Source organism: Streptomyces sp. MAI_2237, assembly GCF_054189285.1.
This window is the reverse complement of the sequence record NZ_JAJPGQ010000003.1, coordinates 871,039-886,257: the sequence shown is the minus strand read 5'-3', so window position 1 is coordinate 886,257 and position 15,219 is coordinate 871,039. Positions and strand designations below refer to the sequence as shown.

Annotated in this window: 14 protein-coding genes and 1 pseudogene; 7 read left to right on the top strand and 8 right to left on the bottom strand. The window is 68.3% G+C overall.

The genetic code is table 11. The features are described 5' to 3' along the window. Positions 1-4: 4 nt before the first annotated feature. From LN251_RS14345 to pknB, 5 genes are all read left to right on the top strand, one after another. On the top strand, positions 5-526 hold the full coding sequence (locus tag LN251_RS14345; RefSeq protein WP_058924273.1) for an FHA domain-containing protein FhaB/FipA: 522 nt from the start codon (positions 5-7) through the stop codon (positions 524-526). Between the two features lie 120 nt (positions 527-646). Further along, on the top strand, positions 647-2,206 hold the full coding sequence (locus LN251_RS14340) for a Stp1/IreP family PP2C-type Ser/Thr phosphatase (RefSeq protein WP_383670418.1): 1,560 nt from the start codon (positions 647-649) through the stop codon (positions 2,204-2,206). A gap of 27 nt (positions 2,207-2,233) precedes the next feature. Then, the gene (locus tag LN251_RS14335; protein WP_458244767.1) at positions 2,234-3,682 is read left to right on the top strand and encodes an FtsW/RodA/SpoVE family cell cycle protein; all 1,449 of its coding nucleotides are present in this window, start codon (positions 2,234-2,236) and stop codon (positions 3,680-3,682) included. Continuing rightward, the gene (locus LN251_RS14330) at positions 3,679-5,166 is read left to right on the top strand and encodes a peptidoglycan D,D-transpeptidase FtsI family protein (protein WP_458244766.1); all 1,488 of its coding nucleotides are present in this window, start codon (positions 3,679-3,681) and stop codon (positions 5,164-5,166) included. Before LN251_RS14335 ends, LN251_RS14330 begins: the two co-directional genes overlap by 4 nt. 168 nt (positions 5,167-5,334) lie before the next feature. Beyond that, a complete protein-coding gene (gene pknB / locus LN251_RS14325) occupies positions 5,335-7,323 on the top strand; it encodes a Stk1 family PASTA domain-containing Ser/Thr kinase (protein ID WP_458244765.1) in 1,989 nt (662 codons plus the stop codon). 85 nt (positions 7,324-7,408) lie between these two features. Here the strand turns inward: pknB and LN251_RS14320 are convergent, their stop codons facing one another. The 6 genes and pseudogenes from LN251_RS14320 to LN251_RS14295 form a co-directional block, all read right to left on the bottom strand. Continuing rightward, positions 7,409-8,158, bottom strand: coding sequence for a class E sortase (locus LN251_RS14320; protein WP_458246723.1), 750 nt, complete (start codon positions 8,156-8,158; stop codon positions 7,409-7,411). Positions 8,159-8,170: 12 nt separating this feature from the next. Beyond that, positions 8,171-9,316 carry a class E sortase gene (locus LN251_RS14315; protein ID WP_458244764.1) on the bottom strand — a complete coding sequence of 382 codons (1,146 nt, stop codon included), beginning with the start codon at positions 9,314-9,316 and terminating at the stop codon, positions 8,171-8,173. Beyond that, positions 9,313-9,951: an aminodeoxychorismate/anthranilate synthase component II gene (locus LN251_RS14310; RefSeq protein WP_058924278.1), complete on the bottom strand. Its 639-nt coding sequence runs from the start codon at positions 9,949-9,951 to the stop codon at positions 9,313-9,315. Before LN251_RS14310 ends, LN251_RS14315 begins: the two co-directional genes overlap by 4 nt. Continuing rightward, entirely contained in the window at positions 9,948-10,145 is a 198-nt protein-coding gene (locus LN251_RS14305) for a hypothetical protein (protein WP_203237892.1), read from the bottom strand. Before LN251_RS14305 ends, LN251_RS14310 begins: the two co-directional genes overlap by 4 nt. A 17-nt stretch (positions 10,146-10,162) precedes the next feature. Then, positions 10,163-10,861: a class E sortase gene (locus LN251_RS14300; RefSeq protein ID WP_458244763.1), complete on the bottom strand. Its 699-nt coding sequence runs from the start codon at positions 10,859-10,861 to the stop codon at positions 10,163-10,165. 23 nt (positions 10,862-10,884) lie between these two features. After that, positions 10,885-11,665: pseudogene (locus LN251_RS14295) on the bottom strand (DUF881 domain-containing protein). A gap of 142 nt (positions 11,666-11,807) precedes the next feature. Here LN251_RS14295 and crgA point away from each other — a divergent pair. Further along, a complete protein-coding gene (crgA, locus tag LN251_RS14290) occupies positions 11,808-12,062 on the top strand; it encodes a cell division protein CrgA (protein ID WP_058924281.1) in 255 nt (84 codons plus the stop codon). 246 nt (positions 12,063-12,308) lie between these two features. Here the strand turns inward: crgA and LN251_RS14285 are convergent, their stop codons facing one another. Then, the gene (locus LN251_RS14285) at positions 12,309-13,196 is read right to left on the bottom strand and encodes a rhomboid family intramembrane serine protease (RefSeq protein ID WP_458244762.1); all 888 of its coding nucleotides are present in this window, start codon (positions 13,194-13,196) and stop codon (positions 12,309-12,311) included. 128 nt (positions 13,197-13,324) lie between these two features. Continuing rightward, a complete protein-coding gene (locus LN251_RS14280) occupies positions 13,325-13,858 on the bottom strand; it encodes a peptidylprolyl isomerase (protein WP_458244761.1) in 534 nt (177 codons plus the stop codon). A gap of 303 nt (positions 13,859-14,161) precedes the next feature. Between LN251_RS14280 and LN251_RS14275 the strand changes: the two genes are divergently transcribed. After that, on the top strand, positions 14,162-14,863 hold the full coding sequence (locus tag LN251_RS14275) for a DUF5324 family protein (protein WP_458244760.1): 702 nt from the start codon (positions 14,162-14,164) through the stop codon (positions 14,861-14,863). The last annotated feature ends 356 nt before the right edge of the window (positions 14,864-15,219 follow it).

Below are 15,219 nucleotides of genomic sequence, written 5' to 3'. Positions count from 1 at the left end.
GGCAATGTCAGAGCTGACCCTCACGGTCATGCGGCTGGGTTTCCTGGCCGTACTGTGGCTGTTCGTGATCGTGGCCGTGCAGGTCATCCGCAGCGACCTGTTCGGAACGCGCGTCACTCAGCGCGGCTCGCGACGGGAGGCCAACCGGCCCCAGCAGGCCGCCCGACAGCAGCAGCAGGCGGCACCGCCGCCGCAGCGCCAGCAGGGCGGCGGCGGCCGACAGCGCCGCAACGCCCCCACCAAGCTCGTCGTGAGCGAGGGCACCCTCACCGGCACCACCGTCGCGCTGCAGGGCCAGACCATCACCCTGGGCCGGGCGCACGACAGCACGATCGTGCTGGACGACGACTACGCCTCCAGCCGCCATGCCAGGATCTACCCGGACCGCGACGGCAACTGGATCGTCGAGGACCTGGGCTCCACCAACGGCACGTACCTCGACAGGAGCCGGCTGACGACCCCCACGCCGATTCCGCTGGGCGCGCCGATCCGCATCGGCAAGACAGTCATCGAGCTGCGGAAGTAGTACGACAATGAGCGAGCGGAGCGAGCACGCAGCGGCGGCCCCCACGACGGGCCCCGGCGCGCTCCCGACCGGAGGGTGGGCACCGTGCGGATGTACCCGGAGCCGACGGGCGAGGTGCGCATGAGTCTGTCACTGCGCTTCGCCGCCGGATCGCACAAAGGCATGATCCGGGAGGGCAACGAGGACTCCGGATACGCCGGCCCGCGTCTGCTCGCGATCGCCGACGGCATGGGCGGTGCCGCCGCCGGCGAGGTCGCCTCCTCCGAGGCCATCTCCACCATCGTCGCCCTCGACGACGACGTGCCCGGCTCCGACATCCTCACCTCCCTCGGCGCGGCCGTGCAGCGCGCCAACGACCAACTGCGCTCGATGGTCGAGGAGGACCCCCAGCTGGAGGGCATGGGCACCACGCTCACCGCCCTGCTGTGGACCGGCCAGCGCCTCGGCCTGGTCCACGTCGGCGACTCGCGCGCGTACCTGCTGCGCGACGGCGTCCTCACCCAGATCACGCAGGACCACACCTGGGTGCAGCGGCTGGTCGACGAGGGCCGCATCACCGAGGAAGAAGCCACCACGCACCCCCAACGCTCCCTGCTGATGCGGGCGTTGGGCAGCGGCGAGCACGTCGAGCCGGACCTGTCGATCCGTGAGGTCCGGGCCGGCGACCGCTACCTGATCTGCTCCGACGGCCTCTCCGGCGTCGTCTCGCACCAGACCCTCGAGGACACCCTGGCCAGCTACCAGGGCCCCCAGGAGACCGTCCAGGAGCTCATCCAGCTCGCGCTGCGCGGCGGCGGTCCGGACAACATCACGGTCATCATCGCCGACGTCCTCGACCTGGACACCGGTGACACACTCGCCGGGCAGCTCTCCGACACCCCGGTCGTGGTCGGCGCCGTCGCCGAGAACCAGAACCACCTCCACCACGACCCCGGGATCATGCAGACGCCCGCGGGCCGCGCCTCCGGCCTCGGCCGCCAGGTGCCCGGACAGGGCGGCGGGGGCGGCGAGTTCGGCCCGCCCGGCTCCGGCGACACCACCGGCTACATCCCGGCGGGCAGCTTCGGCGACTACACCGACGACGACTTCGTCAAGCCCCGCAGGGGCCGCAAGTGGCTGAAGAGATCCTTCTACAGCGTGCTCGCGCTCGCCGTCATCGGCGGCGGTCTGTACGGCGGCTACCGCTGGACGCAGACCCAGTACTACGTCGGCACCAACGGCGAGCACGTCGCGCTGTACCGGGGCATCAGCCAGGACCTGGCCTGGGTCTCGCTGTCGAAGGTGGAGAAGGACCACCCCGAGATCGAACTCAAGTACCTGCCGCCGTACCAGCAGAAGCAGGTCAAGAACACGATCGCCGAGGGCGGCCTGACGGACGCCCGGAAGAAGGTCGACGAGCTCGCCGTCCAGGCCTCCGCGTGCAAGAAGCAGGCCGAGCAGGAGGCGGCGGAGAGCCAGAAGAACTCCAAGACCGGAGAAGGCCAGGCGGGCGGCACCACGGGAACCAGCAGCACCTCCCTCACGTCCAAGGCCACGTCGTCACCGACGCCGTCGTCGACGGCATCGTCGAAGCCGAAGTCCCCGAGCCCGAACCCGTCCGCGACCACCGCCACTCCCAGCCCCGGCCCCAGCCTCTCGGAGGAAGAGCAGAAGGTCGTCTCGATGTGCGGTAAGCAGTAGGCAAGCCGTGAGAGGCCCTGTCACACGATGAGCAGTACTACCAACACACCGACGCACCACACGTCCACGATCGGCGCGATCGGCGCACCGAGCAGACGGAACACCGAGCTGGCGATGCTGGTGTTCGCCGTCGTCATCCCCGTGTTCGCTTACGCCAACGTGGGTCTGGCGATCGACCAATCGGTGCCGGCCGGCCTGCTCAGCTACGGCTTGGGGCTCGGTCTGCTCGCCGGGGTCGCCCATCTCGTCGTACGGAAGTTCGCCCCGTACGCGGACCCGTTGCTGCTTCCCCTGGCCACGCTGCTCAACGGGCTCGGGCTCGTCGCCATCTGGCGGCTCGACCAGTCCAAGCTGCTGCAGTCCATCGGGGTCGCCGGCGGCAAGGCGACCAACCAGTTGATCTACACCGCGCTCGGCATCACGTTGTTCGTCGTCGTGCTGATCTTCCTCAAGGACCACCGCACCCTGCAGCGGTACACGTACATCTCCATGGCGGGCGCGCTCGTCCTGCTGCTGCTCCCGCTGGTCCCGGGCCTCGGCGCCAACGTCTACGGCGCGAAGATCTGGATCCACATCGGCAGCTTCACCATCCAGCCCGGTGAGTTCGCCAAGATCGTGCTGGCGATCTTCTTCGCGGGCTACCTCATGGTCAAGCGTGACGCGCTCGCCCTCGCCAGCCGCCGCTTCATGGGCCTGTATCTGCCGCGCGGCCGCGACCTCGGACCGATCATCGTCGTCTGGATGATCTCGATCCTCATCCTGGTGTTCGAGACCGACCTCGGTACGTCGCTGCTGTTCTTCGGAATGTTCGTCATCATGCTGTACGTCGCCACCGAGCGGACCAGCTGGATCGTCTTCGGTCTGCTGATGTCCGCGGTCGGCGCCGTCGGTGTGGCGAGCTTCGAACCGCACATCCAGACCCGTGTCCAGGCCTGGCTCGACCCGATGCGCGAGTACAAGCTCAGCCAGGCCGGCAGCCACGACGGCATCCTCCACTCCGAGCAGGCCATGCAGGCGCTGTGGGCCTTCGGCTCCGGCGGTACCCTCGGCTCGGGCTGGGGGCAGGGTCACTCCGACCTCATCCGGTTCGCCGCCAACTCCGACTTCATCCTCGCCACCTTCGGCGAGGAGCTCGGCCTGGCGGGCATCATGGCGATCCTGCTCATCTACGGCCTGATCGTGGAGCGCGGCGTGCGCACGGCCCTCGCAGCCCGCGACCCCTTCGGCAAGCTGCTCGCCATCGGTCTCTCGGGCGCCTTCGCCCTGCAGGTCTTCGTCGTCGCGGGTGGCGTCATGGGCCTGATTCCGCTGACGGGTATGACCATGCCGTTCCTCGCCTACGGTGGTTCGTCCGTCATCGCGAACTGGGCCCTCATCGGCATCCTCATCAAGATCAGCGACACCGCACGCCGCCCGGCGCCCACCCCCGCCATCAACCCCGACGCCGAGATGACCCAGGTGGTCCGCCCGTCATGAACAAGCCCCTGCGCCGGATCGCGATCTTCTGCGGTCTTCTGGTCCTCGCCCTGCTGATCCGGGACAACTGGCTCCAGTACGTCAAGGCGGACAGCCTCAAGGACGACCCGAAGAACCGCCGCGTCACCATCGCCCGCTACTCCACGCCGCGCGGCGACATCATCGTCGACGGAGACCCGATCACCGGCTCCACCGAGACGAGCAAGAGCGGCCTGAACGACCTGAAGTACAAGCGCACCTACAAGAACGGCCCCATGTGGGCGCCGGTCACCGGGTACGCCTCCCAGGCCTTCGGTGCCAACCAGCTCGAGTCCATCGAGGACGGCATCCTCACCGGCAACGACGACCGGCTGTTCTTCCGCAACACCTTCAACATGATCACGGGCAAGCAGCGGCAGGGCGGCAACGTCGTCACCACCCTCAACGCCGCCGCGCAGAAGGCTGCCTACAACGGTCTGAAGTCCCAGGGCGGCAAGGGCGCGGTCGCCGCGATCGACCCGGCCACCGGCAAGATCCTGGCGCTGGCCTCGTACCCGTCGTACGACCCCTCGACCTTCGCGGGCAACTCGACGTCCACGGACTCCAAGGCCTGGACGGCGCTGCAGAAGAAGAACAACGCGTCCGACCCGATGCTCAACCGGGCGCTGCGCGAGACCTACCCGCCGGGCTCCACCTTCAAGGTGGTCACGGCCGCGGCCGCGCTGGAGAACGGGCTGTACAACTCCGCCGACGAGAAGACCGACTCGCCGCTGCCCTACATCATGAAGGGCACCACGACCGAGCTGAAGAACGAGGGGAACATCCCCTGCAAGGACGCGACGCTGCGGGTCGCGCTGCGCTACTCCTGCAACACCGTCTTCGGCAAGATCGGTGCCGACCTCGGCAACGAGAAGATGCTCGATGAGGCGAAGAAGTTCGGCTTCGACTCCGAGCAGTTCACGCCGGTCCGCTCCAGCGCGTCGGTCTTCTCCGACAACATGAACTCCTCGCAGACCGCGCTGTCCTCGATCGGCCAGTTCAACACCGCCGCGACCCCGCTGCAGATGGCGATGGTCGCCTCCGCGGTCGCCAACGACGGCAAGCTGATGAAGCCGTACATGGTCGACAAGCTGCAGTCCTCCAACCTCGACACGATCTCGCAGACCGAGCCGCAGGAGATGAGCCAGCCCCTGTCGGCGAAGAACGCGCAGACCCTGCAGTCGATGATGGAGACGGTCGTCAAGCAGGGCACCGGCACCAACGCGCAGATCAACGGCGTCACCGTCGGCGGCAAGACCGGTACCGCCCAGCACGGTGTGGAGAACAGCGAGAACCCGTACGCCTGGTTCATCTCCTACGCCAAGCTCGCCGACGGCTCGAAGCCCGTCGCCGTGGCCGTGGTCATCGAGGACGACAAGGCCAACCGTGACGACATCTCCGGCGGCGGACTGGCCGCCCCGATCGCGAAGAGTGTGATGGAGGCGGTCATCGGCTCCAAGAAGTGACCCCGCTCACGTCGCCTTCACATCGGTGCACGTTGCGATACCGGTCCTGTATCGGGTGACGCACTTGGCCAGGTCACACAAAGCTAGCCGGGTACGGTAGGCCCGGACGGCAGCCTCCGACCGCACACCCGTGTCGGTCGGGACCGACGGAGAGGGCTGGTAGGAAGCATGGAAGAGCCGCGTCGCCTCGGCGGCCGGTACGAGCTGGGCCAGGTGCTCGGCCGTGGTGGCATGGCGGAGGTCTACCTCGCGCATGACACCCGGCTCGGCCGCACCGTGGCGGTGAAGACGCTGCGCGCAGACCTCGCGCGCGACCCGTCCTTCCAGGCCCGGTTCCGCCGGGAGGCCCAGTCGGCCGCCTCGCTCAACCATCCCGCGATCGTCGCGGTCTACGACACGGGCGAGGACTACATCGACGGGGTCTCGATCCCGTACATCGTGATGGAGTACGTCGACGGCTCCACGCTGCGCGAACTCCTGCACTCCGGTCGCAAGCTCCTGCCCGAGCGCGCGATGGAGATGACCATCGGCATCCTCCAGGGTCTGGAGTACGCCCACAGAAACGGCATCGTCCACCGCGACATCAAGCCGGCCAACGTGATGCTCACGCGCAACGGCCAGGTCAAGGTCATGGACTTCGGCATCGCCCGTGCCATGGGTGACTCCGGCATGACGATGACGCAGACCGCGGCGGTCATCGGCACCGCGCAGTACCTGTCGCCGGAACAGGCCAAGGGCGAGCAGGTGGACGCGCGGTCCGACCTGTATTCGACGGGTTGTCTGCTGTACGAGCTGCTGACGGTCCGCCCGCCGTTCGTCGGCGACTCCCCGGTGGCGGTGGCGTACCAGCACGTCCGCGAGGAGGCGCAGCCGCCGTCCGTCTTCGACCCCGAGATCACGCCGGAGATGGACGCCATCGTCCTGAAGGCGCTGGTCAAGGATCCGAACTACCGCTACCAGTCGGCCGACGAGATGCGCCTCGATATCGAGGCCTGCCTCGACGGCCAGCCGGTCGCGGCCACCGCGGCCATGGGCTCGGTCGGCTACGGCGGCTACCCGGACGACCAGCCGACGACGGCCCTGCGCGCCGACGCGGGCGCAGGCGCCACGACGATGCTGCCGCCCATGGGCGGCCCGGACGACCAGGGCTACGGCTACGACGACCGCGTCGACCGCCGCCGCCAGAAGAAGTCCAACACCTCCACGATCCTGCTGGTCGTGGCGGGCGTCCTGGTGCTGGTCGGCGCGATCCTGATCGGCAAGTGGGCGTTCGGCGGCGGGGGCGTCGGCAACGGCACGGTCCAGGTGCCCAACCTGGTGAGCCTGAAGCTGACAGACGCCGAGAAGCAGCTGACCAACAGCGACCTCAAGGTGGGCTCGGTCAGCAGGAAGCCGTGCGAGGCCCAGGCCAAGGGCACCGTCTGCTCCCAGGACCCCGCGAAGAACTCCGACGTGAAGAAGGGGACTTCGGTCAACCTGGTGGTGTCGACGGGGGCGCCGAAGGTCCAGGTTCCGGGCGTGGTCGGGCTCAGTCTCAGCGACGCCAAGCAGAAGCTCGAGGGCGGCGACTACAACTTCCAGGTCGAGGTGAAGACGCGGGAGTCCTCGCAGCCGGCGAACCAGGTCCTCGAGCAGAACCCGATCGGCGGCAAGGAGGTGGAGAAGGGATCCACGATCACCCTCACCGTGGCCAAGGCCCCCTCGACCGTCTCCGTCCCCGACGTCACCGGCAAGAGCTGCGACGACGCCAAGGCCGCCCTGTCCGACGTAGGTCTGAACGGCAACTGCGTCAACACGCCGACCACCGACGACAACCAGGTCAACAAGGCGATCTCGACCAACCCGTCGACCGGCACCCCGGTCAAGAAGAACACCACGGTGCAGATCAGCATCGGTCAGAAGCAGCAGCAGACGGCGGTCCCGGGTGTCGTCGGCATGCGCGTCAAGGACGCCAAGAAGGCGCTGCAGCAGGCGGGATTCAACAACATCCAGTTCGCCAACGGCAGTGACCAGAGCGACGACGCGTTCGTCATCCAGCAGGACCCGCAGGCCAACACCGGGGTCGACAACCCCGGGAACACGACGATCACCCTCGTGACCGTGGGCGGCGGCGGCGGAAACAACGGCGGCAACAACAACGGCGGCATCTTCGGCTGACGCCGAGGCGGTCGCCCGCCGACACGGAAGAAGCCCCGGTCCTCCGATGGAGGACCGGGGCTTCTTCGCTGCGTACCGTCGCCGCCTACCGCAGTTCCTTCGGTGGTGTCCGCTTGCTGTCCACCTTCTCCACCCGGACCAGCTCGCCCCACACCACGTACCGGTAGCGCGAGGTGTACACCGGGGTGCAGGTCGTCAGGGTGATGTAGTGGCCGGCCTTGTTGCGGCCGGACTCCTTGGGGACCTGGGTGAGGACCTTGACGTTGTACTTCGAGGTCTCGTCGAGGATGTCGTAGACCTTGTAGACGTACCACTTGTCCCGCGTCTCGAAGACGATCGGGTCGCCCTTGCGCAGCTTGTCGATGTTGTGGAACTTGGCGCCGTGGCCGTCCCGGTGGGCGGCGAGGGTGAAGTTGCCCTTCTTGCCCGTCATCGGGAGCGTCGCCTTGATCGGGTCCGTGTAGTAGCCGGCCACGCCCTCGTTGAGGACGTCCGTCGAGGTGCCCTTCTCGACCAGGACCTGGCCGTTTCTCATGGCGGGCACGTGCAGGAAGCCGACGCCGTTCTTGGTGTCCAGCGCGCCGGGACCGCTGGGCTCGTGCGCCCAGGTGTCGCGCACCTTGTCCGCCTGCTTGTCGGCCGCCCGGTCGGCGATGACGTTCGTCCACCACAGCGAGTAGACGACGAAGAGCCCGAGGATCAGGCCCGCGGTGATGAGGAGTTCCCCGAAGACACTCACCGCCATGGCGATACGGCCCGTGCCGCGCCGGCGCCGTTCCGGGGGCGCCGCGGGCGCGTCGGTGTTCTCGTGTGTGCCGTCGGTGGTCGCTGCCACGTTCATCTGCCCCTACTCGACGAGCGCATCCGGCTTGCCCTTGCTGCGCGGCCGTTCCTCGACCATCTTGCCCCAGACGATCAACCGGTACTTGCTCGTGTACTCCGGCGTACAGGTGGTCAGGGTGATGTAACGGCCCGGCTTGGTGAATCCGGACTGCGGCGGCACGGGGCTGATCACGCTCGTGTTGCTTGGGGACGTCACCGGCAGCATGGACGTCATCTTGTAGACGTAGTAGTCGTCCTGCGTCTCCACGACGATCTCGTCGCCCGCCTTGAGCTTGTTGATGTAGCGGAACGGCTCGCCGTGCGTGTTGCGGTGGCCGGCGAGCGCGAAGTTGCCGGTCTTGTCCGAGGGCATCGCCGTCTTCAGCCTGCCCTCGCTGTAGTGGCCGACCATGCCCTTGTCCAGGACCTTCTTGTTGCTGACGCCCTGGGCGACGGGCACGACCACGTCGAGCTCGGGGATGTGGAGGATCGCGAAGCCCTGGCCGGGCTGGAAGACCCCCGGCTCGCGCTTCCCGCTCGCCCAGTCCTTCTGCAGGCTGCTCGTCTCCTTGTCCGCCTGTGCGTGCGCCCGCACGTTCGTCCACCACAGCTGGTAGGACACGAACAGCAGCATCAGCACGCCGGTGGTGATGAACAGCTCCCCGACGGCCCGGCTGGCGATGACGCCCGGGCTCGGCTTGCGGGCGCGCGCCTGCCGACGGGCCTCGACGCGGGAAAGAGGCGCGCCGGAACCGGATGAATCGGGGGAATCGGATGATTCGGCGCTCTCCGTCGTCCCCGATGGCGCATGTGCGCCTCCATGACGCCCACCGCGGCGCTTGGCGGCCTTCCTGCGGGCCGCTCGTCCGCCCGGAGTGGTTCCGGATACTGGTGTTGCCGTTGAGGCCCCAGAGGGCGCCATGGACGCGCTCGGCGGCGGATCGGGGATCCGCAGCGCCACCGTCTCCTCGTCGATCGGCGGCAGATACGGCTCGTAGGGTTCGTACGGCTCCCGCGTCCCCGGCGCCGCGTACGGCTCCTCGGCCGGCGCCGCGTGTCGGCCCTGCCGCCCCGCCCGATCCCCGTACCACTCCTCGAACGCACCGGACGCCTCGTAGGGCTCCTGCCCGTACGAGGCGTCGGTCTCGCGCTCGGGGCGCAGTGCGGTCACGCCGTGGCCCTGCCCACCACCGGGGCGAGCCCCGCCGACCTCGCCACCGCGCCCTCGTCGCCGCACTCGACCAGCCAGTTGGCCAGCATCCGGTGCCCGTGCTCGGTGAGCACGGACTCGGGGTGGAACTGCACGCCCTCGACCGGGAGTTCACGGTGGCGCAGGCCCATGACGATGCCGTCCCGCGTGCGGGCCGTGACCTCCAGCTCGGCCGGCACGGTCAGGGGCATCGCCGCCAGCGAGTGGTAGCGGGTCGCGGTGAAGGGGCTGGGCAGCCCGGCGAAGACGCCCTTGCCCTCGTGCTCCACCAGCGAGGTCTTGCCGTGCAGCAGCTCCGGCGCGCGGTCCACGACACCGCCGTACGCCACCTGCATGGACTGCATGCCCAGGCACACGCCGAAGACCGGCACCCCGGTGGCGGCGCAGTGGCGGGTCATCTCGATGCAGACGCCGGCCTCCTCGGGCGTGCCCGGACCCGGCGAGAGCAGCACGCCGTCGAAGCCGTCCTGGGCGTGCGCGGTGGACACCTCGTCGTTGCGCAGCACCTCGCACTCGGCGCCCAGCTGGTACAGGTACTGGACCAGGTTGAAGACGAAGCTGTCGTAGTTGTCGACGACGAGGATGCGAGCGCTCACTGATTGTCCACCGTCACATCGTTGAAGGGGAGCAGCGGTTCGGCCCAGGGGAAGACGTACTGGAAGAGGACATAGACCACCAGCAGGACGAGTGCGAGCGCGATCAGCGCCCTCACCCACACGTTCCCCGGCAGATGCCGCCAGATCCAGCCGTACATGCCGTCCCTTCCGTTCCGCCACGGCTCCTGACTCACGCCGTATCCGCACCAGACTAACGGCGCAGCGCCGCCGGTTCGCCTTCCTCCACAGGCTGTGTGCTGTCCAGGTGCGCCCACACGATGAGCCGGTGACTGTGCCCCCACTCGGGATCGCAGGTGGTGAGCGTCAGGTACCGGCCCGCACGCGTATACCCCGACTTACGTGGGACAGGGTCGATCACCTCAACATCCGTGGGAACGGTTTTGTAGGGGCCTTTGTCGATCCGATACGTGAACCAGGTCGTCCCGTCGGTCAGGACGACGGCGTCGCCGGGCCGCAGCCGGGGGAAGTCCACGAACGGATCTCCGTACGTGCGCCGGTGGCCGGCGACCGCGAAGTTGCCCACCTGGCCGAGCCGCGCGGTGTGCGCGTAGTGCCCGAGGCCCTTCTTCAAGGTGCTCACCGCGGTGTTCTCCAGCACCGGTTTGTTCCACGTGAAACCGAGCCGCGGGATGTACATGATCGCGAAGGGTTTGCCCGCGACGTACGGGGCGGGCGGGGCGGGGGCGGCGGAGCTCGCGCCGGTGGCCCGGGCGGTCGACTTGGGCCGTGCGGTCTGCTTCGACCACTGGTCGTGCAGCACGTCGATCTGGTGGTTCATCGCGCCGTCCGCGCGGACGCCGGTCCAGAACAGCACGTAGACGACGAAGAGGCAGATCAGCGTCCCGACGGTGATGCACAGCTCGCTGAGGGTCCTGACGACAACGCGCACCGGCAGCTCCCGAACTGCTCAGTTCACTCCACGGGCTGGGCGTAGTGCAGATCCACTGTGCCCGAGTAGCCGGGAAGAGTCACCGTCCCGTCCTGCGTCACTTTCCAGCCGAGTCCGTAGACGTTCACGTAGACCATGTAGTTCTGGATCGCGGCGGAGTCGGAGAGCGCCTTGTTCAGCCGGCCCGGGTCCCCGATCGCGGTGATCTTGTACGGCGGTGAGTAGACCCGGCCCTGGAGGATCAGCGTGTTGCCCACGCAGCGCACGGCGCTGGTGGAGATCAGCCGCTGGTCCATGACCTTGATCCCCTTGGCGCCGCCCTGCCACAGGGCGTTCACCACGGCCCTGCAGGTCCTGCTGGTGGATGACCAGGTAGTCCGGCTGCGGCTCGGGATAGCCGGGGAGCTTGGCGGTGGCGTTCGGCGGGGCGTCGTTGAGCGTGACGGTGATCGCCGTGCCCCTGACCTTCTGCGTGCCCGCGCTCTTCTCCAGGGCCGACAGCTTCTCGTCCTGCGCCTTGCTGCTGCCGTCGTCGCGTTCGGCGAGCGACTCGACGTCACGGCGCAGTGAGGCGTTGGAGTCGTCCAGTCCCTTGTTCTTCCGGCTGCGCTCCTGGATGAGGTCCGAAAGCTTCAGCAAGGACGTGTCCGTCCGGATATTGGTGCCCTTGGCCGTATTGAAACTGGTGAAGAAAATGAGTCCCGCGAGGGCGAAGACCGCCACCGTGAGTACCCGCACGGGCCGGAAACGGCGGCCTGGGGCAGCACTGGATCCGGCCTGGGGGGAGTCGGCAGAATTGCTCAACGTACCCTTATCTCCTTCGGCACCGCGGAAGCACTACGCTAACGGACGCCCGGGGGAGCACTAAGAGTCCCCTTGTACGCTGCTCCGGAGCCAGCCCCAGTTCCCTGCGCGGCCACGCAGCGCATCGACAGGAGAGACCCTCGTGCCGAAGTCACGTATCCGCAAGAAGGCCGACTACACGCCGCCCCCGGCGAAGCAGGCGACCGCCATCAAGCTGACCAACCGCGCCTGGGTGGCGCCGGTGATGCTGGCCATGTTCGTCATCGGGCTGGCCTGGATCGTCGTCTTCTACGTGACCGACGGTTCGCTGCCCATCGACGCACTGGACAACTGGAACATCGTGGTCGGCTTCGGCTTCATTGCCGCCGGATTCGGTGTCTCCACCCAGTGGAAGTAGCTCTGCCCAGGGGTATGCGCTGAGTTATCCACAGCCAGAGAAATATCCACAGGAGCCCTGGGGATAAAGAACGACGATCTGTGGATAACCAGTCCGCCATTGACGCCGGTACGACTGTCGCACCCCTCTTCGCAAGCTTGTTCGCCCCCTGCCTGACCTGCGGGAACACCGCTCAGTGACAGGGGGCACAGCTGTTCCCGCGCATCATGCACAAGATTCGCCACACGCTGTGGACAACCGCGTACGTCAGGTGAGCTGAGCCGTCCTGAGCAGGGCGACGACCACCACGACGGCCAGCACGAGAGCACTCGTCCCGTACTGCACGAGGGCCCGGCGCTCACGCGGGGCGTGGACCATGGCGTAGCCCGTGACGACACCGGCGACCAGGCCGCCGATGTGCGCCTGCCAGGAGATGTTCATCCCCGGGCTGAACGTGAAGATCAGGTTGATGGCCAGCAGCGCGATGATCGGCCGCATGTCGTAATTGAGCCGGCGCATCAGCACGGCGGTGGCGCCGAAGAGGCCGAAGATCGCGCCGGAGGCGCCGAGGGTCTCCGTGTTCGGCGGGGCCAGCAGATAGGCCAGGGCACTGCCCGCCAGTCCGGAGACGAAATAGACCGTGAGGTAGCGGGCACGGCCGAGGGCCGCTTCGAGAGGGCCGCCCAGCCACCACAGGCTCAGCATGTTGAAGCCGATGTGCCAGATCTCCTGATGCGTGAACATCGAGGTGACCATGCGGTACCACTCTCCGTCGGCCACACCCATGGTGGGCTTGACCGGAGCGGGCGGCCAGACGCCGATGAGCGTGAGGTCGTGCAGCAGGGAGGGCCGCACGTGCACCGCGATGAACACGGCGACGTTGATGCCGATGAGGATCTTGGTGCACAGCCGTGGATCGGCGGTGACGGTGCCGCCGGCCACCGTGCGGGGCCGGGAGGCGGCCGGGGCGTGGCCCGTGCCGGAGTCGCCGCGGGCGCATTCGGGGCACTGGAAGCCCACGGACGCGTTGACCATGCACTCGGGGCAGATGGGGCGCTCACAGCGGGTGCAGCGGATGCCCGTCTCGCGGTCCGGGTGGCGGTAGCAGCCGGGCACGCGCTGGGCCTCCTGCGAGCTGCCTGCCGCGTGTTCCATGACATCCCCTAGGTCGTCGTCCGGGCGCCGGGCACGAATGCACCGCCCCGCCCATCTTTACGGATGAGCGGGGCGTTTGGTTCCTGCCGTGCGGGGACTCGCCCTGAGGGGAGTCGTCCCTCGCGGTCTCAGCCCTCGCGGGTCTCGACGACGACGGACTCGATGACGACGTCGTTGACCGGACGGTCGGTGCGCGGGTTGGTCTGCGCGGTGGCGATGGCGTCCACGACCTTCTGGCTCGCCGCGTCGGTGATCTCGCCGAAGATGGTGTGCTTGCGGTTCAGCCACGTCGTGGGCGCGACGGTGATGAAGAACTGCGAGCCGTTGGTGCCCGGACCGGCGTTGGCCATGGCCAGCAGGTAGGGCTTGTTGAAGGAGAGGTCCGGGTGGAACTCGTCCTCGAACTGGTAACCGGGACCGCCGGTGCCGTTGCCCAGGGGGTCGCCGCCCTGGATCATGAAGCCGCTGATCACCCGGTGGAAGACCGTACCGTCGTAGAGCCGGTCCGTGGACTTCGCGCCCGTGGTGGGGTTGACCCACTCACGCTCGCCCTGGGCGAGCTCGACGAAGTTCCGGACCGTCTTCGGGGCGTGGTTCGGCAGGAGCCGGACTTCGATGTCGCCGTGGTTGGTCTTCAGGGTGGCGTAAAGCTGCTCAGCCACGATCTGCCTTCCGTTGTCTTCCTGTGACCCCCCGATCCTCGCACGGGACGCGCCCCGCGTCGCCCGGCACCTGCTTCTCCGCGCGGATACGGGGTATCCGGTTGCGGAAAACCGGCCTGTACCCCCGGGTACCGGAGCGCTGCACGGCGATCCGTGGCATTGTCGACGACAAGCTCTGGTTGCCCCGTATTCATCCTCATGACCCGGATGCCCGCCCTCGCATGCCTGGTGATTCGTTGACAGGCATGATCCGTAAAAGGGTGGAAAGTCGAATTACCGTACGCCACCGAGGAGGAGGAACCCGTGACCCGCATCGACAGCGTGCGCGCCGCGACCGGTTCGGCGAAGGACAGCGTGCTGCACGCCGCGGAAGTGGTGGCGCCCTACGCCGAGACGGCCAAGGACAGGACCGCGCACTACGCACAGGAGGCCCGCGTACGGCTTGCGCCGGTAGTGACGCAGGCCGCCGGTCAGGCCCGCGTCCAGTACGGCGCCCACGTCGCACCGCGCATCGAACAGGCCCGTACGCATGTGCCGCCGAAGGTCGACCAGGCCGCTCAGGAGGCCGCCGCCCGTACGCGCAAGGCGGCCCGGCAGGCCGCCGAGTACTCCCGGCCGAAGATCGAGCAGGCCGTGGCCGCCGCCGTGCCCGTCAGGGACGAGGCCACGGCACGGGGTGTCGCCGCACTGGCGGCGCTGCGCGGCCAGGTCTCGCCGAAGGAGATCCAGAAGCTGGTCCGCAAGCACGAGCGGCGGGCGCGGGCCGGTCGGGTGGCGCGGGCGCTGCTGGTGCTCGGCGCCGTCGCGGGCGGTGCCTTCGCCGCCTGGAAGTGGTGGGACAAGCAGGCCAACCCGGACTGGCTGGTGGAACCGCCGGCGGCGACGGAGGTTCCGGAGTCGAGCCGGCTGACGTCGGTGGACGGCAGCGGCCAGTCGGCGCTGGACCCGGAGGTACAGGCCAAGGAGGCCGAGGAAGAGGCCGCTCGGCACGACGAGGGCAACTGACCCCGTTTCGCACAACGACGCCGTGGGGCGGGAGACTTGAGAGTCTCCCGCCCCACGGCGTCGTTTCACGTGGAACACCGCCGGCACACCACGCGTTCGCGATGACATTTGCAACGGCCCGTGCCCGACGGCGCCCCGCGCGACCTGCGCGGCGAGCGCGCGGACCAGGCGCGTCGATGATGTTTGCGCAAATCGACCGGACGACCACTCACCAGCCCACGTGACACACGTCACGCTCCGGGGCCGTACGGGTGGCCGGCCTCGGGCGGGCAGGGGCGCCGGGGGCGTGTCCGGGAGCGGAGGCCGAAGCCGGGCGAGTGCCGTTGTCCCACCGCGAGGCGCTAACGGCGCCCGAG